Origin of the sequence: Streptomyces sp. NPDC058619, from assembly GCF_042717785.1 — a bacterium.
GTDB lineage: Bacteria > Actinomycetota > Actinomycetes > Streptomycetales > Streptomycetaceae > Streptomyces.
Window position 1 is genome coordinate 55753 of sequence record NZ_JBHXQN010000014.1, and the last position, 21433, is coordinate 77185.

Annotated in this window: 18 protein-coding genes; 12 read left to right on the forward strand and 6 right to left on the reverse strand. The window is 73.7% G+C overall.

The annotated features are described in order from the left end of the window. Positions 1-24: 24 nt before the first annotated feature. A complete protein-coding gene (locus ACFWTC_RS16375; protein WP_383916063.1) occupies positions 25-441 on the forward strand; it encodes a pyridoxamine 5'-phosphate oxidase family protein in 417 nt (138 codons plus the stop codon). A gap of 56 nt (positions 442-497) precedes the next feature. On the opposite strand, the gene ACFWTC_RS16380 is transcribed toward ACFWTC_RS16375, so the two are convergent. After that, entirely contained in the window at positions 498-2084 is a 1587-nt protein-coding gene (locus tag ACFWTC_RS16380; RefSeq protein WP_383916061.1) for a protein kinase, read from the reverse strand. Between the two features lie 230 nt (positions 2085-2314). Here ACFWTC_RS16380 and ACFWTC_RS16385 point away from each other — a divergent pair, with 230 nt between their 5' ends. The 10 genes from ACFWTC_RS16385 (at position 2315) to ACFWTC_RS16430 (ending at position 14557) form a co-directional block, all read left to right on the forward strand. Continuing rightward, a complete protein-coding gene (locus ACFWTC_RS16385) occupies positions 2315-3970 on the forward strand; it encodes a protein kinase (protein ID WP_383916059.1) in 1656 nt (551 codons plus the stop codon). Between the two features lie 152 nt (positions 3971-4122). After that, positions 4123-4827 carry a hypothetical protein gene (locus ACFWTC_RS16390; RefSeq protein WP_384027648.1) on the forward strand — a complete coding sequence of 235 codons (705 nt, stop codon included), beginning with the start codon at positions 4123-4125 and terminating at the stop codon, positions 4825-4827. A gap of 96 nt (positions 4828-4923) precedes the next feature. Beyond that, positions 4924-5616, forward strand: a complete 693-nt coding sequence (locus ACFWTC_RS16395; RefSeq protein ID WP_383916055.1) for a PadR family transcriptional regulator — start codon at positions 4924-4926, stop codon at positions 5614-5616. Between the two features lie 25 nt (positions 5617-5641). After that, positions 5642-6388, forward strand: a complete 747-nt coding sequence (locus ACFWTC_RS16400; RefSeq protein ID WP_384027646.1) for an ABC transporter ATP-binding protein — start codon at positions 5642-5644, stop codon at positions 6386-6388. Next, positions 6385-9246, forward strand: coding sequence for an ABC transporter permease (locus ACFWTC_RS16405; protein WP_384027644.1), 2862 nt, complete (start codon positions 6385-6387; stop codon positions 9244-9246). The genes ACFWTC_RS16400 and ACFWTC_RS16405 overlap by 4 nt, the downstream gene beginning before the upstream one ends. A 108-nt stretch (positions 9247-9354) precedes the next feature. Continuing rightward, positions 9355-9894: a bacterial proteasome activator family protein gene (locus ACFWTC_RS16410; protein WP_383916049.1), complete on the forward strand. Its 540-nt coding sequence runs from the start codon at positions 9355-9357 to the stop codon at positions 9892-9894. Positions 9895-10128: 234 nt separating this feature from the next. Then, on the forward strand, positions 10129-11067 hold the full coding sequence (locus tag ACFWTC_RS16415) for an NTP transferase domain-containing protein (RefSeq protein ID WP_383916047.1): 939 nt from the start codon (positions 10129-10131) through the stop codon (positions 11065-11067). Further along, positions 11064-12428 carry a molybdopterin molybdotransferase MoeA gene (locus tag ACFWTC_RS16420; protein ID WP_383916045.1) on the forward strand — a complete coding sequence of 455 codons (1365 nt, stop codon included), beginning with the start codon at positions 11064-11066 and terminating at the stop codon, positions 12426-12428. The genes ACFWTC_RS16415 and ACFWTC_RS16420 overlap by 4 nt, the downstream gene beginning before the upstream one ends. Further along, entirely contained in the window at positions 12416-13516 is a 1101-nt protein-coding gene (locus ACFWTC_RS16425) for a potassium channel family protein (RefSeq protein WP_383916043.1), read from the forward strand. Before ACFWTC_RS16420 ends, ACFWTC_RS16425 begins: the two co-directional genes overlap by 13 nt. 63 nt (positions 13517-13579) lie before the next feature. Continuing rightward, the gene (locus ACFWTC_RS16430) at positions 13580-14557 is read left to right on the forward strand and encodes an NAD(P)H-quinone oxidoreductase (RefSeq protein WP_383916041.1); all 978 of its coding nucleotides are present in this window, start codon (positions 13580-13582) and stop codon (positions 14555-14557) included. Positions 14558-14885: 328 nt separating this feature from the next. Here the strand turns inward: ACFWTC_RS16430 and ACFWTC_RS16435 are convergent, their stop codons facing one another. Genes ACFWTC_RS16435 through pdhA form a run of 3 tightly spaced genes read right to left on the reverse strand, consistent with a single transcriptional unit; the run spans position 14886 to position 18402 of the window. Next, positions 14886-16253, reverse strand: a complete 1368-nt coding sequence (locus ACFWTC_RS16435; RefSeq protein WP_383916039.1) for a dihydrolipoamide acetyltransferase family protein — start codon at positions 16251-16253, stop codon at positions 14886-14888. Next, positions 16253-17269, reverse strand: coding sequence for an alpha-ketoacid dehydrogenase subunit beta (locus ACFWTC_RS16440; protein WP_383916037.1), 1017 nt, complete (start codon positions 17267-17269; stop codon positions 16253-16255). Before ACFWTC_RS16440 ends, ACFWTC_RS16435 begins: the two co-directional genes overlap by 1 nt. Then, entirely contained in the window at positions 17269-18402 is a 1134-nt protein-coding gene (gene pdhA, locus ACFWTC_RS16445; protein ID WP_383916078.1) for a pyruvate dehydrogenase (acetyl-transferring) E1 component subunit alpha, read from the reverse strand. The genes ACFWTC_RS16440 and pdhA overlap by 1 nt, the downstream gene beginning before the upstream one ends. A gap of 177 nt (positions 18403-18579) precedes the next feature. On the opposite strand from pdhA, the gene ACFWTC_RS16450 reads away from it, so the two are divergent. After that, on the forward strand, positions 18580-19140 hold the full coding sequence (locus tag ACFWTC_RS16450; RefSeq protein WP_383916035.1) for an Lrp/AsnC family transcriptional regulator: 561 nt from the start codon (positions 18580-18582) through the stop codon (positions 19138-19140). Between the two features lie 100 nt (positions 19141-19240). On the opposite strand, the gene ACFWTC_RS16455 is transcribed toward ACFWTC_RS16450, so the two are convergent. Together ACFWTC_RS16455 and ACFWTC_RS16460 are read right to left on the reverse strand one after the other, a co-directional pair. After that, positions 19241-19831 (reverse strand): TetR/AcrR family transcriptional regulator, encoded by a 591-nt coding sequence (locus tag ACFWTC_RS16455; RefSeq protein ID WP_267725097.1) that lies wholly within the window; start codon positions 19829-19831, stop codon positions 19241-19243. Then, the gene (locus tag ACFWTC_RS16460) at positions 19828-21348 is read right to left on the reverse strand and encodes a 3-hydroxyacyl-CoA dehydrogenase (RefSeq protein WP_383916033.1); all 1521 of its coding nucleotides are present in this window, start codon (positions 21346-21348) and stop codon (positions 19828-19830) included. The genes ACFWTC_RS16455 and ACFWTC_RS16460 overlap by 4 nt, the downstream gene beginning before the upstream one ends. Positions 21349-21433: the final 85 nt, after the last annotated feature.

Below are 21433 nucleotides of genomic sequence, written 5' to 3' on the forward strand. Positions count from 1 at the left end.
CGTCGGTACCCGACAGTGGACGGCATGTCCCCAGAGGAACTCCACGCCGTAGAACTGCTGCGCCGGGTGCCGTACGGCCAGGTGGCCACGAGCATGCGCGCGCTGCCCTTCCTCGCCCTCGCCCGCCACATCGTGGTGGACGGCAAGGTCGTCCTGCGAATGCACTCCGGTTTCGGCCACCACCAGGCCTGCAACGGAAGCGTGGTGGCCTATGGCGCCGACAACTTCAATTCCCGGGACGCGCGTCTGTGGTCGGTCCAGTTCACCGGCACCGCCCAGGTCGTCGAACCGACCAACGCGGAACTGGAGCTATTCGGTCCGGGCCCGCATTTCGTGGACGGCTCGCTCTTCGACCCCGTCTACATGCGGATCGAACCCCAGTTCGTCACCGTGCACTCCCTGGCGGGGAATCCCGACCGCGCGTATCAGCACGCGCTCTGAACCACGTACGGAGAAGGGCCCGGCGGAGGCACTTCCGCCGAGCCCTTCTGCGCGGGTCATTCCCCTGCCTGGGGCTCCGGATCCGGGGACTTCGTCACCGGCGGGTCGGGGGACTTCGTCACCGACGGCTTGGTCGACGGAGTCGTCGACGGCTTCGTGGAGGGCGTCGACGACGGCGTCGCGGACGGGCTCGCCGACGCGGAGGGCGTCGGGCTCGGGCTCTGCGTCCGCGTGCGGTTCGGCGTCGGCGACGACTGGTTGTACGTGGGGTTGCTGGTCTCCGGCGTCGAGCGCGGCGGCGGGTTCTCCTCGGTCCCTGGCTGGCTCGGCTGGGTGCCGGGCGTGCTCTGGGACGTCTGGGGCGCGGGCGGCTCCTCCTTCTTGCCGCCGCCGCTCATGGTGCTGACGGCGTACGCCACGCCGCCCGCGACCGCGATGATCGCGAGCACCGCGAACAGCCACATCTTCCAGCGGCTGCCGCCGTTGCCGCGGTCTTCGTACCCGTCGTAGCCGCCCTGGCCGCCGCGGCCGCCGCCGGGGAAGGCCGAGCCGTCGTCCGGGTTGATCGGCGGCACCATCGACTGCTGGAACTGCGAGGTCGTGGCGTGCGAGGGGTACTGCTGGTGCCCGCCGGAGCCGCCCACGGACATGGACGTGGTCGCGGCCGGGCCCCGCCCGTGCGGCAGCGACATGGTCACCGGGCCGGTGTTCCAGGTGCCCGTGTTCGGCCCCTGCTCGTGGAGCATCTGGAGGGCGTACTGGGTCAGCCCGCGCATCTCCTCGGCGCTCTGGAACCGGTCGTCCGGGTCCTTCGCGAGGGAGCGCATGACGAGCCCGTCGAGCTCCTTCGGGATCGAACCGCCCTCGGGCAGGTGCGAGGGCGGGATCGGCGCGTCCTGAACGTGCTGGTAGACCACTGACAGCGGGGTCTCACCGGTGAACGGGGGCCGCAGCGCGAGGAGTTCGTACAGCAGACAGCCGGTCGCGTACAGGTCGGAGCGGTGGTCCACGGCCTTGCCGAGGGCCTGCTCGGGCGACAGGTACTGCGGGGTGCCCATGACCATGCCGGTCTGGGTCATCGTCGACTGCACGCCGTGCAGGGCGCGGGCGATGCCGAAGTCCATGACCTTCACCGCGCCGGCGTCGGTGATGATGACGTTCGCCGGCTTGATGTCACGGTGCACGATGCCGTGCTGGTGCGAGTACGCGAGGGCTTCGAGGACACCGGAGACGATGATGAGCGCCTGCTCGGGACCCGGGGCCTCGGCGCTGAGCAGCAGCTCGCGGATGGTGCGGCCCTCGACCAGCTCCATCACGATGTACGGGACGGTGTTCGGACCGACGGGGTCCTCGCCCGAGTCGTACACGGCGACGACGGCGTGGTGGTTGAGCCCGGCGACGGACTGCGCCTCGCGCGTGAAGCGGGCCTTGGAGACCGGGTCCTCGGCGAGGTCGGCGCGCAGCAGCTTCACGGCCACGGTGCGGCCCAGGCGTACGTCCTCGGCGGCGAACACCTCGGCCATGCCGCCTCGGCCCAAGCGGTGGGTCAGCCGGTAACGGCCGTCTCCCACCAGGCCACCGGCGCCCCAGTACTCAGGACCATCGGCCATCCCGGCGCCGTTTCCCTCGGGTTCGGGTGCCATCAGTCCTCGCCGTCGTCTCTCTCGGCCGCCGCTCAGCGGTTGTCCTCTTCTTTGGTGTTCCGGTGAACGCTACAGCCTCGGAACCGCTCGCCGTTCGGACAAAGGCGCCCTGTGCCCGTGTGGTCACGGATCGGGTACCCGGCTTGACGTGTGCTTGCCCTCCGGCAGACTGGGCGCGACATGCGCTCAGCCAGACGCGTAGTGACACATCCCGAGGGGAAGCAACAGCCATGAGCCAGGACGGCACTCAGGGCCAGTACGCGGGCGGCTCTCTGGCCGGTGGCCGTTACCAGCTAAGGGACTTGCTGGGCGAGGGCGGCATGGCCTCCGTGTACCTGGCCTACGACTCGGCGCTCGACCGGCAGGTCGCCGTCAAGACTCTGCACAGCGACCTCGGCCGCGAGCAGTCTTTCCGCGAGCGCTTCCGCCGCGAGGCCCAGGCTGTAGCCAAACTGTCGCACACGAACATCGTCTCGGTATTCGACACCGGCGAAGGCGAACTGGGCGGCGCGGTGATGCCGTACATCGTCATGGAGTACGTGGAGGGCCGGCCGCTCGGCTCGGTGCTCGACGAGGACATCCGGCGGTACGGGGCGATGCCGGCGGACCGGGCGCTGAAGGTGACGGCCGACGTGCTGGCCGCGCTGGACACGAGCCACGAGATGGGCCTCGTCCACCGGGACATCAAGCCGGGCAACGTCATGGTGAACAAGCGCGGCGTGGTCAAGGTGATGGACTTCGGCATCGCGCGCGCCATGCAGTCGGGGGTCACCTCGATGACGCAGACCGGCATGGTCGTCGGCACCCCCCAGTACCTCTCCCCCGAGCAGGCGCTGGGGCGCGGCGTCGACGCCCGTTCCGACCTCTACTCGGTCGGCATCATGCTGTTCCAGCTGCTGACCGGGCGGATCCCCTTCGACGCGGACTCCCCGCTGGCCATCGCGTACGCACACGTCCAGGAGGAGCCGGTCGCCCCGTCCTCCATCAACCGCTCGGTGACCCCGGCGATGGACGCGCTGGTGGCGCGGGCGCTGAAGAAGAACCCGAACGAGCGCTTCCCCACCGCCGCCGCCATGGGCGACGAGGTCGCGCGGGTGCTGGCTTCCGGGCAGACCGGGGCCCCGGTGATCGTCCAGGGGGCGCCGACGGGCGGCAGTGGCGCGGGCGTCTCCTCGGCCGTGTTCCCGCCGGTGGACTCCGGCTTCCAGGCACCGCCTCAGCACTCGGTGCAGCAGCCGTACCAGCCGCAGCACACCCCGGCGCCGTCCCCGTACGCGCCGAACCCGACGCCGGCCCCGCAGGCGCACGGGCAGGGCGGCTATGCCTACCCGCACACGCCCGCGCCCGCGCCGCAGCAGTACGCGCCGCAGACCCCGCCGCCCTACACGATCTCGCCGGCGGCGGGCGGGCAGGGCCAGGGGAGCTCCGCGGGCGGCGGGAAGCGGAACACGCCCGTGGTCGTGGGCGCGGTCGCGGTGGCGCTGCTGGCCGTCGGCGGCCTGATCACGGCGATCGTGATGAGCGGCGGCGACAAGGACCCGGACGACAACGCCTCCCCGGGCAGCTCGGCGTCGGCTCCCGCCACGGTCAAGCCGGGGTTCAAGGACGCGGACGTCACGCGCACGATCGACGCGTCCAAGTGCAAGGAGCCGACGAAGCACTACAGCGAGGCGGGGAAGTACATCGCGCCGGACCTGAAGTACAAGAACCTGCTGTCGGTGAAGGCGTGCATCCAGGCCTCGGGCGGCAAGTACAAGATCGTCGAGAAGGACGAGGCGGTGTTCGGCAAGGACACGGTGCTCTCCCAGTCCCCGAACGCCGGCGACAAGATCGAGAAGGAGGGCACGGAGTACACGCTGACCGTGTCCACTGGCTACCCGGAGTAGGACGCGGCGCGGGCTCCACGCCCCCGCGGCACCGCGGAATCTGACACACCGGCATCCCGGGCACCCCGATGGGGCGCCCGGGATGCCGCTTTTGCCCCACTATGTAAATCTGAGCGAGACACTTCGGTCGCTCGGGACGGGAGGGGCTCCCCGTGTTCACAGGCTTCCACCCCCGGCGCCGCACCCGGGACCGCACCCGACGCGTCCGGCCCGCCCGGACTCCGCGGGTCGCCCGGACTCGCTGGGCCGCACGGCTCACCCGGGGCGCACGGCTCACCCGGGTCGCACGGCTCCGTCCGCCGCGCCTGCTGGCCTGCGTCGCGCTGGCGGCCGCCGCGCTCGCGACGGCCGCACCGGGCGCCCACGCGCTCACGGCTCCCGCCGTCCTCGGCGCCCCGGCCGCCGCTCCGGCCGCTCCGGCCGCCCTCGCCGCCGCCGTGGTGGCCGTCCCCGCCGCCGCTCCAGCCGTCGTTGCGGCGCCCTCGAACCGCCGGTTGCCCGTCGGCGGGCCGCCGGGGGACGAACCGCCGAACGACCGGCCGGAGCACGCGTACGGGGACCTGGCCGGCAGCGCCCCCGGTGTCGGCCGGGAACGACCGGGCAGGCCGGTGACCGACCCGGTGAACCGGGAGGCCATGGTCGCCTCCCGCCCGCCGGCCGTCCGGCCGCGCACCCGGCCCGCCGCCCCGCCGAAGCCCGAGCCGACCCCCAGCCCCCGGGCCACCACCGCGCTCGGCACCGCGCCGAACGAGCGGGCCGCCGACCTCGCCGCGCACCTGCTGCCACTGGGCACCGGATGCGCCCTGATGGGAGTGGGCCTCGGCTACCTCGGGGCGCGGCTGCGCCGGGGGATCTAGAGCGCCGCCGCGGACCCGCCACCATCCGCCTCCCCCTCAGGACGTACGCCTGAGGATGGTTGCCCAGCGTGAACATACTGGGTATACATACTCGGTATGTCGATCCGCCACGGCCTTCTCGCCCTGCTGGAACGGGGTCCCCGGTACGGCTCACAGCTGCGTACCGAGTTCGAATCCCGCACCGGCTCCACCTGGCCACTGAACGTGGGGCAGGTGTACACCACCCTCGCCCGCCTGGAACGCGACGGCCTCGTCGCCCCCGGCGGAGAGGACGCCGCCGGGCACACCCTCTACGTCATCACCGACACCGGAAGCGCCGAACTGCGCCAGTGGTACGAGCGCCCCGTCGACCGGGCGAACCCGCCCCGTGACGAACTGTCCATCAAGCTCGCCATGGCCGTCGGCTCGCCCGGCGTGGACATCCGCGCCGTCATCCAGTCCCAGCGGCACGCCACCATCCGGGCGATGCAGGACTACACCCGGCTCAAGGCCCGGGCACTCGCCGCCGTCGAGAACGGGGACACCCGCGAACGCGACGACGTGGCCTGGCTCCTCGTCCTGGAACAGCTGATCTTCCAGACCGAGGCGGAGGCCCGCTGGCTCGACCACTGCGAGGCCCGGCTCGTACGGCTCTCCCTGCCGGCCGACCGGAGAGCCGACGCACCCCGACCGCCCCAGGCCGCAGGGCCCGTGGACCCCTCGGCAGCCGCGGCCGCCGGCGCCCCGGGCTCCTCCCGTACCGACCCGACCACCACCCCGCCCCGCACCGCCCGCACGCGGCGGGGCTGATCCACCGTCCCAGGGGGACCCCCTCATGCCTGACCAGCGCCCGTCCCAGTCGCCCGTGCTGCAGTTGGACCAACTGGTCCGCACCCACGGCAGCGGCGCCACCGAGGTCCACGCCCTGCGCGGCATCGACCTCTCCGTCTTCCCCGGCGAACTCGTCGCCGTCATGGGCCCGTCCGGCTCCGGCAAGTCCACGCTGCTCACCCTGGCCGGCGGCCTCGACACCCCGACCAGCGGGCGGGTGATCGTCGAGGGAACCGACATCACCACCGCCGGCCGCAAGCAGCTCGCGGCCCTGCGCCGCCGCAGCATCGGGTACGTCTTCCAGGACTACAACCTCATACCGGCCCTCACCGCGGCCGAGAACGTGGCCCTGCCCCGGGAGCTCGACGGCGTCTCCGCCCGCAAGGCCCGCGTCTCCGCGCTCGCCTCGCTGGAGGAGATGGGCCTGCGCCAGCTCGCCGACCGCTTCCCGGACGAGATGTCCGGCGGCCAGCAGCAGCGCGTGGCCATCGCCCGCGCCCTGGTCGGCGACCGCCGCCTCGTCCTCGCCGACGAGCCCACCGGCGCCCTCGACTCCGAGACCGGCGAGTCCGTACTCGCCCTGCTGCGCTCCCGCTGCGACGCGGGGGCGGCCGGGGTCCTCGTCACCCACGAACCGCGGTTCGCCGCCTGGGCCGACCGCGTCGTCTTCCTGCGCGACGGCAGCGTGGTCGACGAGACCCTGCGCAGCCACGCCGACTCCCTGCTCTCGGGGCGGGCGGCCGGCCAGTGATCTCCTGGTACCACTCCTGGGTCGCCGCGATCCGGATCGCCCGCCGCGACGCCTGGCGCGCCAAGGGCCGCAGCGCCCTCGTCCTCGCCATGATCGCGCTCCCCATCGTCGGCGTGAGCGCCGCCGACCTCACGCTCCGCAGCGCCGACCTCTCCGCCGAGCAGTCCCTGTCCCGGAAGATCGGCGCCGCCGACGCCCGGCTGTCCGACTCGCACCTCGGCCCCGTCTACCAGAGTCCCCGAGGCGACGCCTCCGCACCCGTCGGCGGCTACGAGACCTACGACCCGACGCGGTCCAAGCCGAAGGAGGGCGCGCCGGACCCGGTGCTCGCCGCGCTCCCGGCCGGTGCCCAGGCCGTCAAGGAGAGCACCGGCCACGCCAAGGTCCGCACCCGGCACGGCCTCCTCCACACCGAGATCCGCGAACTCGACACGCACAGCCCGCTGACGGCCGGCCTGCTCACGCTCGACCGCGGCCGCCTCCCGCGGGCCGCGGGCGAGGTCATCGCCACCAACGCCTTCCTGGAGGAGTCGGGGCTCTTCGTCGGCTCCTCGGTGCTGCCGCGCGGCGCGAAGTCCGCGTACCGGATCGTCGGCGCGTACGAGCTGCCCTCCGAGCTGAAGAAGCCCCAGATCACTGCCCCGCCCGGGACCCTGTTCGCCCCGCTCGACGAGGCCCTGCAGGCCGCCGGGAGTTCGGGCGTCCGGGCCGAGGACGGCTACCTGGTCAAGGTCGGCGGCGCCGGTTTCACGTGGAACATGGTCAAGGCGGCCAACGCCAACGGCGCGATCGCCGTCTCCCGCGCCGTCGTCCTCGACCCGCCCGCCGACTCCGAGGTACCGCTCTACCAGCAGCAGTCCAAGGACCAATACGGGCTCAACGGCACCGACGCCGCCGAGATGGCCGTGCTCGCGACCGTCGTCGGCCTCGCCATGCTGGAGATCTGCCTGCTGGCCGGACCCGCCTTCGCCGTGGGCGCCCGGCGCTCGCGCCGCCAGCTCGGCCTGGTCGGCTCCAACGGCGGCGACCGCCGCCACATCCGCGCCATCGTGCTCTCGGGCGGCCTGGTCATCGGCGCCGCCGCCGCCGTCATCGGCACCGGCATCGGCATCGCGCTCACCATCGCGCTGCGGCCCCTCCTGGAGGACCAGCTCGGCGTCCGCTTCGGCGGCTTCGACGTCCGCCCGCTGGAACTGGCCGGCATCGCCCTGCTCGCCGTGGTGACCGGACTGCTCGCCGCGATCGTCCCGGCCGTCACGGCCTCGCGGCAGACCGTCCTCGCCTCGCTGACCGGCCGCCGCGGGGTCCGCAAGGCCAACCGCGTCCTGCCCGTCATCGGCCTGGTCGCCGTCGCCGCAGGCGCCGCGATCGCCCTGTACGGCAGCGCTTCCGAGATGGGCTCCACCGTCGTCGCGGGCGGCAGTGCCGTCGCCGAGCTCGGCATCGTCGCCCTCACCCCGACCCTGGTCGGCCTGTTCGGGCGGCTCGGCCGCTGGCTCCCGCTGTCGCCGCGGCTCGCGCTGCGCGACGCGGTCCGCAACCGGGGGCGTACGGCGCCGGCCGTCGCCGCCGTACTGGCCGCCGTCGCCGGCACCGTCGCGGTGGCGACGTACGAGCACAGCCGCGACCTCCAGATGCGGCACGAGTACGTGGCCAGCCTCCCGCACGGCGTCGGGGTCCTCAACGCCGACGGCAGCGCCCACAAGGAGATGCCGGCCCTGCGTGAGGCCCTGTCCCGGCAACTCCCCGTGGCCACCCGAGCGGACGTGGACCGGATCGTCGTCGGCAAGCCGGGCTGCGAGGCGTACTCGTCCGACCCGACGTGCGGCCGGGCCGAGATCCTCACGCCCAAGGACCAGCGCTGCCCGCTCTACGAAGCCGAGAACGGGCCCGCCTCCTTCAGCGCCGAGGAGGCCAAGAAGCTGCGCACGGACTGGCGCTGCGCGGACGCGTCGCGGATCGGCGGAGGCCCGTCCAGCCCGTACGGCACGATCGTCGCCGACGAGACGCTGCTGCGCGTCCTCGCGGTCACCGACCCCGGCACCGTCTCCGCCCTCGCGGCAGGCCGGCCGGTCGCGTTCGACCGGCGCATCGTCAAGGACGGCAAGGTGACCATCCGGGTCGTCACCGACATGACGGCCGCCGAGGGCGCCTCCATGCGGCGGGAGGACCCGCCCGGCCAGGACAAGGTGTTCGCCGTGCACCAGGCGCCCGCAAGCGCCAACTCCTGGGGCAGCCAGCTGATCCTGCCGCCCTCCGCGGTCAAGGCCGCGGGCCTGACCACCAGCCCGTCCGGCAGCTACTTCACCCTCGACGAGACGGCCACCAGCAAGCAGCGGCAGGCCCTGGACGGGGACATCGACCGGATGGCGGTGGACGCGAACGTCGCCATCGAGTCCGGCTACCAGAGCGGGGGCGACATGGGCCTCCTCATCCTCACCGTCTTCGCCGGCCTGGTCACCGTCGGCGCCGCCGGCATCGCCACCGGCCTCGCCCAGGCCGACGCCGAGGCCGACCTGAAGACGCTGGCGGCGGTCGGCGCCGCTCCGCGGGTCCGGCGCACGCTCAGCGGCTTCCAGTGCGGGGTGGTCGCCCTGATGGGCGTCGTCCTCGGCTCGGCGGCCGGCCTGCTGCCCGCGGTCGGGCTGCGCTTCGCCCAGCGGCGGGAGATGGAGCAGCTCTACGCCAAGGGCCGCGAGATGGGCTCCTCGGTCACCGAGGCCGTGCCCTACGTACCGGTCGCCGTGCCGTGGGAGACCCTCGGCGGACTGCTGATCGTGGTGCCGCTGGGCGCCGCGCTGCTGGCGGCGCTGGTCACCCGGTCGAGCGGGGCGCTGGCACGGCGGGCGGCCGGATAGCCACACGGAGTGATGCAGGTGCCTGATGCAGGTGCCCCCGTACAGGGTGGATCACGCCCGTACGGGGGCACACCGTGTGAGTACGAAGGTGTGCGAGACAATGACGGCATGGAGATGCCGAGGAGTGAACGGTCGCAGGAAAGCCCCCCGAACGTCCTGATCGTGGGACAGGACGGGATGGCGGTCGGCGGCGCCGATGACGAGTCGCGCGAGGTCCCGGTGACGGAGATGGTCGAACAGCCCGCCAAGGTCATGCGGATCGGAAGCATGATCAAGCAACTCCTGGAAGAGGTACGTGCCGCGCCCCTCGACGAGGCGAGCCGGGTTCGGCTCAAGGACATCCACGCCGCGTCGGTGAAGGAGCTGGAGGACGGCCTGGCCCCCGAGCTCGTGGAGGAACTGGAGCGCCTGTCGCTCCCGTTCACCGAGGAGGCCATCCCCTCCGAGGCGGAACTGCGCATCGCGCAGGCCCAGCTGGTGGGCTGGCTCGAAGGGCTCTTCCACGGCATCCAGACGGCCCTGTTCGCGCAGCAGATGGCGGCGCGGGCGCAGCTGGAACAGATGCGCCGCGCGCTCCCGCCCGGTGCCTCCCACGAGGACGACGAGGACGGCGGCCACGGGGCCGTCCGCTCCGGCCCCTACCTGTAGCCGCCGGCGGCCGCCGGACCCCCTCCGCCGGCCGCCCACCCACCGCCGGGGCCCGGCGCCGCACCCCGGCACCGGGCCCCCGGCGTTCGCACCCCGGCATAGCCCCCCGGCATTCGCGCCACCCCAGCCCCGCCGGCGCCTGAGACGCGGGTCCGGGCGGAGCCCGGAGGGGTGGGTAAGTGGTGGGTAAGGGCGGGTGCCCGCCGGGGACATGGGCCGCGCATACTCGGGGGCATGAGCTACGACGCGATCGTCTTGGCGGGCGGCGCCGCACGGCGGCTCGGCGGGGCCGACAAGCCCGCGCTGAGCGTCGGCGGCCGTACCCTCCTCGACCGCGTCCTCGACGCCTGCCCCGACGCCGCCACCACCGTCGTGGTCGGCGGCCGCCGGGCCACCGCCCGGCCGGTGCGCTGGGCCCGCGAGGAACCGGCCGGCAGCGGCCCGGTGGCCGCCCTGGACGCCGGACTGCGCCAGACCACCGCCGAGCAGGTGCTCGTGCTCTCCGCGGACCTGCCGTTCCTGGACCGGGCGACCGTACGCACCCTGCTGGCCGCCCCCGGCGGGCACGCCGGACCCGCCGGCGACGGCCCGCACGAAGGCGCGCTCCTGCGCGACCCCGACGGCCGGGACCAGCCCCTCGTCGCCGTCTACCGGACGGCCCCGCTCCGCCGCGAGCTGACCCGCCTCGCCGCCGGGCGGAACGGCCTCGCCGGGCTCCCGCTGCGCTCGCTCACCGCCGCACTGGACCTCGCCCGGGTCGACGCGGGGCCACTCGCCTCCTTCGACTGCGACACCTGGGACGATCTCGCCGTCGCCCGCGCCCGGATCAGGGAGCATGGAACCGTGCTGGAGCAATGGATCACCGCCGTCAAGAACGAGCTGGGCATCGACCTCTCCGTCGACACCGCAGCCCTGCTCGACCTCGCCCGTGACGCCGCCCACGGCGTCGCCCGGCCCGCCGCCCCGCTGACCACCTTCCTGGTCGGCTACGCGGCGGCCCGGGCCGAAGCCGCCGGTGCCGACCCCGTCGAAGCCGTCGCCGAAGCCACCCGCAAGGCCACCGACCTGGCCCTGCGCTGGGCCGCGGAGGCCGAGGCCGAGGCCGCCACCGGAGCCGGGGCCACCACCGACACCGACACCGCCGCCGACCCCCGAAAGAACGGCTCCGGATGACCCCCACCGACGCCGACCGCGCCCTGGACGAAGCCCCGGCGGAAACGGCCGGGTCCGCCGAGCCCACCGGCTCCACCGAGCGGGACCTCGAAGAGGCCCTGGCCCTCGTCAGCCGCACCCCCGGTTCGGGCCCGGTCGCCGGAGCCGAGGGCCACCGCGCCGCCGCCTGGCAGCGGGCCCGGGACACCGCCGTGCACGCCGGGACCGCCGCACGGGCCCGTACCCACCGGGTTCCGCTCGCCGAAGCCCTCGGTGAGGTGCTGGCCGCGCCCCTGGACGCGCTGACCGACCTGCCGTCCTTCGACACCTCCGCCATGGACGGCTGGGCCGTCGCCGGCCCCGGCCCCTGGACCGTACGTACCGGGGACGACGCCCTCGCCGGTTCCGAGCGCCCCGGGCCCCTCATGGACGGGGAGGCCGTGCGGATCGCCACCGGGGCCCGGATCCCCGCCGAGACCACCGCCGTGATCCGCAGCGAACACTGCCGCGTGCACGGCGCCCAGCTCTTCGCCGACCGGCGCGTCCTCACCGGCCAGGACATCCGCCCGCGCGGCCAGGAATGCCGCTCAGGCGACCTGCTGCTGCCCGCGGGCTCCCTGGTCACCCCGGCCGTGCTCGGCCTCGCCGCGGCCGCCGGGTACGACGAGCTGACCACCCGGCCCCGGCCCCGCGTGGAGATCCTGGTGCTCGGCGACGAGCTGCTCACCTCCGGCCTCCCGCACGACGGCCTGATCCGGGACGCCCTCGGCCCCCTGCTCGCCCCCTGGCTCACCCGCCTCGGCGCCGAGGTCACCGGGACCCGCCGGCTCGGCGACGACCCCGCCGGGGCCGAGGCCCTGCTGAAGGCCGTCACCACCTCCACCGCAGACGTGATCGTCACCACCGGCGGCACCGCTTCCGGACCCGTCGACCACGTCCACCCGGTCCTGCGCCGGGCCGGCGCCGAACTGCTCGTCGACGGGGTCGCCGTACGGCCCGGACACCCCATGCTGTTGGCCCGCGTCGGCGACCGGGCGGACCCGCGGTACGTGGTCGGGCTGCCCGGGAACCCGCTCGCCGCCGTCTCCGGGCTGCTCACCCTCGCCGAACCGCTGCTGCGCGCCCTCGCGGGCCGCCGTCGGCGCCCGCGCTACGCGGCAGCGGTTCAGGGCGACGTCCCGGGGCACCCGCACGACACCCGGCTGGTGCCGGTCCTGCTGAACGACGAGCACGCCGTACCGCTGCGCTACAACGGACCGGCGATGCTGCGCGGGGTGGCGGCCGCCGACGCGCTGGCCGTCGTACCGGCGCACGGAGCGCGGTCTGGACAGGAGCTGGAGATCCTCGATCTGCCCTGGGCTTCGGGAGGATGTTTCACGTGAAACTCCACGGCCAGGACGCCATGGCCCGGGGGGCGGACGAGAAGCTCGTCTCCCGCCGCATCAAGCTGCCCAAACGCATCGTCGAAAAGCCGCTCGCCCAGGTCACCAAACGCCTGGTGATGGCCTTGTTCGTGCTCTTCCTGACGGTCCTCATCGTCTGGCTCGACCGCGCCGGCTACCACGACAACGCCGACGAGGAGGTCGACCTCCTCGACAGCCTCTACTACGCCACCGTCACCCTGTCGACGACCGGGTACGGCGACATCGTCCCGTACAGCGCCAGCGCGCGGCTGGTGAACGTCCTGCTCATCACCCCGCTGCGGGTGCTGTTCCTCATCATCCTGGTCGGCACGACCCTGGAAGTGCTGACCGAGCGGACCCGAGAAGAGTGGCGGCTGAACCGCTGGAGGAAGAACTTGCGTGAGCACACGGTCGTCGTCGGCTTCGGCACCAAGGGCCGCTCCGCCCTGCAGACGCTGCTGGCCACCGGCCTCTCCAAGGAGCAGGTCGTCATCATCGACCCGAGCGCCAAGGTGATCGACATGGCGAACGCGGAGGGCTTCACCGGGGTCGTCGGCGACGCCACCCGTTCCGAAGTCCTGCTGCGGGCCGAGCTCCAGAAGGCCCGTCAGGTCGTCATCGCAACCCAGCGGGACGACACGGCCGTCCTGGTGACGCTGACCGCACGCCAGCTCAACCGCGGCGCGAAGATCGTCGCCGCCGTGCGCGAGGAGGAGAACGCCCCGCTGCTGCGCCAGTCCGGCGCGGACGCGGTCATCACCAGCGCGAGCGCGGCCGGGCGGCTGCTGGGCCTGTCGGTCCTCAGCCCCAGCGCGGGCACGGTGATGGAGGACCTGATCCAGCAGGGCAGCGGCCTCGACCTCATCGAACGGCCGGTCACCAAGGCCGAGGTCGGCAAGTCGGTGCGGGAGACCAACGACCTGGTGGTCAGCGTGCTGCGCGGGCACCGGCTGCTGGCGTACGACGACTTGCACGCGAGCCCCCTGCAGCTGACGGACCGCCTCATCACCATCGTGCGGGCGTCGCCGCCGAGTTCGCCGCCGGTGATACTGGGACCGGCCGAGTAGGAGCACCGGCGCAGGCCCGGCGGATGCTGCGCCGCGGGGGGTCGTTCGCGTAGCCTCCGGGCCATGCATGCGATCACCATCGAGCAGCCCGGCGGCCCCGAGGCCCTCGTCTGGACCGACGTACCCGATCCGGTCGCGGGTGAGGGCGAGGTCCTCGTCGAGGTCGCGGCGAGCGCCGTGAACCGCGCCGACGTCCTCCAGCGCCAGGGGTTCTACGACCCTCCGCCCGGCAGCTCCCGCTTCCCCGGCCTGGAGTGCTCCGGTCGGATCGCGTCGATCGGGCCCGGGGTGTCCGGCTGGTCGGTGGGAGACGAGGTCTGCGCGCTGCTGGCCGGCGGCGGGTACGCGCAGAAGGTGGCCGTTCCGGCCGGGCAGCTCCTGCCCGTCCCGGCGGGCGTGGACCTGGTGACGGCCGCCGCGCTGCCCGAGGTCGTCGCCACGGTGTGGTCGAACGTCTTCATGGTGGCCGGGCTGCGCCCCGGCGAGACCCTGCTCGTGCACGGCGGATCCAGCGGCATCGGGACGATGGCGATCCAGCTGGCGAAGGCGGTGGGCGCCACGGTCGCGGTGACGGCAGGCGGCCCCGAGAAGCTGGCGCGCTGCGCGGAACTGGGCGCGGACGTCCTGATCGACTACCGCGAGCAGGACTTCGTGGCGGAACTGCGGACCGCGACGGGCGGCGCCGGGGCGGACGTGATCCTCGACATCATGGGGGCGAAGTACCTCGCGCGGAACCTGGACGCCCTGGCCGTCAACGGCCGGCTGGCGGTGATCGGCCTCCAGGGCGGGGTGAAGGCCGAACTGAACCTGGGCGCACTGCTGGCCAAGCGGGCGGCGATCACCGCCACGTCACTGCGGGCGCGGCCGCTGGAGGAGAAGGCCGCCATCATCGCGGCCGTACGCGAGCACGTGTGGCCCCTGGTCGCGGCGGGGCGGGTGCGGCCGGTGGTGCACGAGACGTTCCCGATGGCCCGGGCCGCGGAGGCACACCGGGTCCTGGAGTCCAGCAGCCACGTGGGCAAACTGCTGCTGACGACCTGACCCCCGCGAATCCCCCTTCCGGCCCCGCCAGGGCAGCTTTCCCCTTCCCGGCCCAACCGGACAACCACCAACCCCCGCGACCCACCCGGCATGCCGGGGCACCCTTTCAGCCTCGCCGGCGTTTGAGGCGCGGGGTCCGGGGGGAGCCCCGGCGGGTCCGGGCCGCGTCCCGGTAGCGGTGGCAGGGCGGGTCGGGGACCCGCTCCGCGCAGCGGCACCACACCACCGGACCGCACCACCGGCAAGGCCGGGCGCCGGCCGTCACGGCACGGCCGGGCGCCCGGCCGTCACGGCGGAGGGGGAGCGGAGGCCCCGCCCCGCCGGCCGGCTACAGGCCGCGCAACAGCACCGCCGGCGACTCGACGCAGTCCGCGACGTAGCGGAGGAAGCCCCCCGCCGTCCCCCCGTCGCACACCCGGTGGTCGAACGTCAGCGACAGCTGGACGACCTGCCGCACCGCCAGCTCCCCGCCGTGCACCCACGGCTTGGGGATGATCCGGCCGACGCCGAGCATGGCCGCCTCCGGGTGGTTGATGATCGGCGTGGAGCCGTCGACGCCGAACACCCCGTAGTTGTTCAGGGTGAAGGTGCCGCCCGTCAGGTCGGACGGTGCCAGCTTGCCCGCCCGCGCGAGCTCGGTCAGGCGGGCGAACTCCGCCGACAGTGCCTCCGCGCTGCGGCCCTGCGCGTCGCGGACCACCGGGACCATCAGGCCCCGCTCGGTCTGCGCGGCGAAGCCCAGGTTCACCGACGGGAGCCGGACGATCTCGCCCGCCGCCAGGTCCACCGTTGAGTTGAGCTCCGGGTACCGGGCGAGGGCGGCCGTGCAGATCCGCGCCAGCAGGGCCAGCACCGAGATCTTCGGCCCGCCCGCGGCGTTCATCGCGGTACGGGCGGCCATCAGCTCGGTGGCGTCGGCGTCCACCCAGCAGGTGGCGTCCGGGATCTCCCGGCGGCTGCGCGAGAGCTTCTCCGCGACGACCCCGCGCAGGCCCTTCAGCGGGACCCGCTCACCCCGCACCTGCGGCGCCGCCACGGGGGCGGCCGCGGCGGCGGCCGACGGCGCCGACAGCGCCGCCTCGACGTCCGCGCGCAGGATCAGGCCCTCGCGGCCCGACCCCCGCAGCGCACGCAGGTCGACCCCGTGGTCCCGGGCCAGCTTGCGCACGATCGGCGAGATGACGGCCACCGGCCCGGCGGAACCCGCCACCGGAGCGGAGACCGGCGCCGCGGCCACCGGAGCGGCGGAACGGACCGGAGCGGGAGCCGCGGCCTCGGCGGTGGCGGGTCGCACCCGCCGCCGTCGCGCCGGGCGGGAGTGGTCCGTGCCGTAGCCCACCAGCACGTTCCCCGACCCCGAGGACTCCGACGTCGAGGACTCCGACGCCGGGGACCCGGAGGTCCCAGCCCCCGAAGGCTCCGCATCCGGCTCCGGCTCCGTCCCCGCGGCCGCACCCACCGCCACGGTGATCAGCGGAGCCCCCACCGGAAGCTCCTGCCCCTCCTCACCGAAGCGGGCGGTGACCACGCCCCCGTAGGGGCACGGCACCTCCACCATCGCCTTGGCCGTCTCGACCTCGACGACCGGCTGGTCGATGGCGACGACATCGCCGACCGCCACCAGCCAGCGCACGATCTCGGCCTCCGTCAGGCCCTCACCGAGATCCGGCAGCTTGAACTCCATCACCTGCGGCATCAGTTCTCCCACTGCAGGCGGCCCACGGTGTCCAGGATCCGGTCCACGCCCGGCAGGTGGTACTTCTCCAGCATCGGCGGCGGGTACGGGATGTCGAAGCCCGTCACCCGCAGCACCGGCGCCTCCAGGTGGTGGAAGCACCGCTCGGTGACCCGGGCGGCGATCTCCGCGCCCGGTCCGCCGAAGCCGCCCGCCTCGTGCACGACCACCGCGCGCCCGGTCCGGCGTACGGACTCCACGACGGTGTCCTCGTCGAAGGGGACCAGCGAGCGCAGGTCAACGACCTCCAGGTCCCAGCCCTCCTCGCGGGCCGCCTCGGCCGCCTCCAGGCACACCGGAAGCGACGGCCCGTAGGTGATCAGGGTCGCGCTCGTGCCGCTGCGCCGGACGAGCGCCTTCCCGATGCCCGGGACCCGCGCCGGTGCCTGCGGCGACCAGTCGGCCTTCGACCAGTACAGCCGCTTCGGCTCCAGGAAGATCACCGGGTCGTCGCTCGCGATCGACGCGCGCAGCAGACCGTACGCGTCCTCGACCGTCGCCGGGGTCACCACGGTCAGGCCAGGCGTCGCCACGTAGTACGCCTCGGAGGAGTCGCTGTGGTGCTCCACCCCGCCGATCCCGCCGCCGTACGGCACGCGGATGGTGATCGGCAGCGGCATCGCGCCCCGGGTGCGGTTGCGCATCTTCGCCACGTGCGAGATCAGCTGCTCGAAGGCCGGGTACGCGAACGCGTCGAACTGCATCTCGACGACGGGCCGCAGCCCGTACATCGCCATGCCCACCGCGGCGCCGAGGATGCCGGCCTCCGCGAGCGGGGTGTCCGTACAGCGCTCCTCGCCGAACTCCTTCGCCAGCCCGTCCGTGATCCGGAAGACCCCGCCGAGCGTGCCGACGTCCTCGCCCATGACGTGAACGGTCGGGTCCTCCGCCATCGCGTCGCGCATCGCCCGGGTGAGGGCCTGCGCCATCGTGGCCGGCTTGGCCGGAGCCTTGGCCTTCGCCGTGGCCGTCGTCATCACTCGTCCTCCGCTTCCAGCTCCGCGCGGAGCATGGCCGCCTGCTCGCGCAGTCGGCCGGTCTGCTCCGCGTAGACGTGCGCGAAGAGGTCCATCGGGTCCAGTACGGGATCGGCGTTCATCCCCTCGCGCAGCGCCGCCGCCATCTCCTCGGCCGCCTCGCGCTCCACCCGGATGCCCTCCTCGTCGAGGATGCCGCGGGCGGTCAGCTCGCGCTCCAGCAGCAGGACCGGGTCGTGCGCCTTCCACGCCTCGACCTCGGCGTCCCCGCGGTAGCGGGTCGCGTCGTCGGCGTTGGTGTGGGCCTCGATGCGGTACGTGACCGCCTCGATCATGGTCGGTCCGCCGCCGGCCCGGGCCCGCCGGACGGCCTCGGAGAGCACCTCGTGCATGGCGGCGACGTCGTTGCCGTCGACCAGCCGGCCGGGCATCCCGTACCCCACGGCCTTGTGGGCCAGGGTCGGGGCGGCGCTCTGCTTGGCGAGCGGGACGGATATCGCGAAGCCGTTGTTCTGCACCAGGAAGACCACCGGCGCCTGCCAGACCGCCGCGAAGTTCATCGCCTCGTGGAAGTCGCCCTCGCTCGTGCCGCCGTCGCCGACCATGGCGAGGGCGACCACGTCGTCCCCGCGCAGCCGGGCCGCGTGCGCCAGTCCGACGGCGTGCGGCAACTGGGTGGCGAGCGGGGTGCTCAGCGGGGCTATCCGCAGCTCGCGCGGGTCGTAGCCGGTGTGCCAGTCGCCGCGCAGCAGCGTGAGCGCCTGGACGGGGTCCAGTCCGCGGGCGACGGCCGCCAGGGTGTCGCGGTAGCTCGGGAAGAGCCAGTCCTGCTCCTCCAGGACCAGGGCGGCCGCGATCTCGCAGGCCTCCTGTCCGACGGTGGAGGGGTACACGGCGAGGCGGCCCTGCCGGGTGAGCGCGGTGGCCTGCGCGTTGTAGCGGCGGCCGCGCACCAGTTCGGCGTAGCAGCGCCGCATCAGCACGGGGTCGAGCCGGTCCGCCGCCTCGGTGCCCAGCACCCGGTAGGGCTCGGGGTCCGGAAGCAGCGGAGCGGCGTCCGTACGGGGCCTCCAGGCGGGCGGCGGGGTGGACCGGTGGGACGCACCGGCACCGGGCAGCTCTTGGACCGTCATGGCGGCGTACACCTCCTCGTGGGAAGCGGGCAGGGACGCCTCGGGTGTGAGGCGCCTCACCTACCGATTGTTCGGTTGTCCGCGCAATTTGGCTACAGGCGGCTCCAGGCTGTGGACAAACTGGCGCCGGGGCCCTGGGATGGGTGCAGGACGTCCAGGAGAGGGAGGCATCGGGCAATGCCGGATGAACAAATGGCCGGAGCGGGTTCCGCGCCGGTCCCGCCGGGGGGCTCCTCCGGCGTCCCGCCGGTGCCGCCCCGCCCCCTCGACCCGATCGACCGGTCGATCATGCGGCTGCTGCAGGCGGACGGCCGCGCGTCGATACGGTCGGTGGCGGAACAGGTACACGTCTCGCGGGCGAACGCGTACGCCCGCATCAACCGGCTCATCGACGACGGGGTGATCCGCGGGTTCACCGCCCGCGTGAACCACGAACGGGCAGGTCAGGGCGCCTCCGCCTACATCACTCTGAAGATCGTCCAGAACTCCTGGCGCACGGTCCGCGAACAGCTGCGCGAACTCCCGGGCGCCGCGCACATCGCGCTGGTCAGCGGGGACTTCGACGTACTGCTCCTGGTGCACACCCCGGACAACCGCACGCTGCGCGAGCTGGTGCTGACCCGCCTCCAGTCCATCCCGGAGGTGCTATCCACCCGCACCCTGCTGGTGTTCGAGGAGACGGACCTGCTGGCCCCGGGGCCGGGCCGGCCCTCCGGACCGACGATCACGGAGGACTAGGCCGTACGGGGCGGTCGGCGCGGGGCAGTCCGGGCGCGGCGATCCGTGCGGGGCAGGTCCGTGAGCGAACCGCCCCCGGAGCGGGCCGGGCGCCCCGAGGTCAGTCCCGGACGGTCCGCAGGCCGTCCAGCGCCATGCTGACCACCGCGTCCGCGAGCTGGTCCTGGCTCGTGCCCGGGTGCGGCCGGTACCACTCGACCAGCGAGTTCACCATGCCGAACAGCAGGCGGGTCGCGAGGCGGATGTCCACGTCCGCGCGCAGGTCGCCCTCGGCCGCGGCGGCCTTGAGGAGCTCCGCGACCTGATGGTCGAACTCGCGCCGCCGTTCCAGGGCCCACCGCTCGGTCCGGGTGTTGCCCCGTACGCGCAGCAGCAGCGTCACGTACGGCAGCTCGGAGACCAGCACCTCCACCGTGCGGCGGGTGACGTACTCGACGCGCTCGACGGCGCGCCCGCGCACCGCGGCCGGCTCCTCCAGGACGGCGAACAGCCCGTCGAGGGCGCGGCTGACGGCCCGGCGCAGCAGTTCCTCCTTGCCCGCGACATGGTGGTAGATCGAGGACTTGGAGATGCCGGCGGCCTTGGACAGGTGCTCCATCGACGTGCCGTCGTAGCCGCGCTCGTTGAAGACCTGCACGGCCACGGACAGGAGCGTCTCGGGGGTGTAGGTGTCCCGTTTGGCCGTCGTCACTCCGTGTCCCCCGACTCGTCCTCGTCGCCCGCCGCGTAGCCCAGCTTGAACAGCGCCAGCGAGGGCGCGTACCGGCCGCCGGGGCACCGTTCGTCGAGGTGGTGGAGGAGGTCGTACGCCCAGTCCCGGCCGAGCCGGTCGTGCCATTCGGCGGGGCCGAGCGGGTAGTTGACGCCGAGCCGCATCGCGGTGTCGACGTCCTCGGCAGTGGCCGCCCCGCGGGCGACGGCGTCGGCGGTGAGGTCGATCAGCATCGCCACCGTCCGCGCGACGATCATGCCGGGGACGTCCCCGATGACGGAGACCTTCTTGCCGAGCTTCTGGAAGAGGCCGACCGCCTCGGCGAGGGTCCGCTCGCTGGTGTCCGCGCTCGCGGAGAGCGCGACGCGGGTGCAGCCGCGGTAGTCGAGCGCGAGGTCGAAGTAGACGACGTCGGCGAACTCGACGGAGGTCTTGCCGTCCGCGAGGACCAGCTGGCCCTCCCCGGGCAGCTGGATGTACGGGCCCCCGTGCTCGGCGGCCGTGACCGCGATCCCGGCCTCCTCCAGCAGGTCGGCCAGCTCGGACGCCGGACCCAGGTCGCCGACGACGGTGACCTGGGCGGGCGCCTCCTCGGGCCCGGCCGTGTGCGGCTGCGGCAGGACGGCGTCCGGGCCGTACGGGAACCAGCCGTGCCCCGACTTGCGGCCGAGGCGGCCCGACTGGACCAGGCGGCGCTGCGCGAGGGACGGGGTGAACTTGGGGCTGCGGAAGAAGGACTCCCACACCGAGCGGGTCACGGCCTCGTTGACGTCCTGGCCGATCAGGTCGGTCAGCGCGAAGGGGCCCATTTTGAAGCCGCCGCTCTCGCGGAGCACGGCGTCGATGGTGGCCGGGTCGGCGCCCTGCTCCTCGTACACCGCGAAGGCCTCGGCGTAGAAGGGGCGGGCGATCCGGTTGACGATGAAGCCGGGGGTGTCGGCGCAGCGGACCGGCGTCTTGCCCCAGCCGAGGACGGTGGCGTACGCGCTCTCGGCGGCGGCCGGGTCGGTCGCGAAGCCGGTGACCACCTCGACGAGCGGGAGCAGCGGGGCCGGGTTGAAGAAGTGCAGGCCGAGGAAGCGGCCGGGGTGCGCGAGTCCGGTGGCGAGCTCGGTGACGGAGAGGGAGGAGGTGTTCGTGGCCAGCAGCGCGTCCGGCGCGACCACCTCTTCGAGGGCCTGGAAGAGGGCGCGCTTGACGCCGGCGTCCTCGACGACCGCCTCGACGACGAGGGCGGCCGCGGCGAGGTCCGCGAGGCCGGCGGCCGGCGCGATCCGGGAGATCGCGTCCTCGGCCTCGGCCCGGTCGATGCGGCCCTTGGCCGCCATGCGCTCGACGCGGTCCTGCACGATGCCGGCGCCGTCCGCGGCGAGCGCGCCGTTGATGTCGTAGATCAGCACGCGGTGACCTGCGAGGAGGGCGACCTGGGCGATGCCCTGACCCATGGTGCCCGCGCCGACGACCGCCACAGTCCGGGACCGCTCGATTGCTGTCATGACCCGATCCTCCCGCACCGACTTATCCACAGGTCGGCCGGGCCCTCTTGTCCCGACCGATCGTTCGGTTACTCTAACTCCAGTC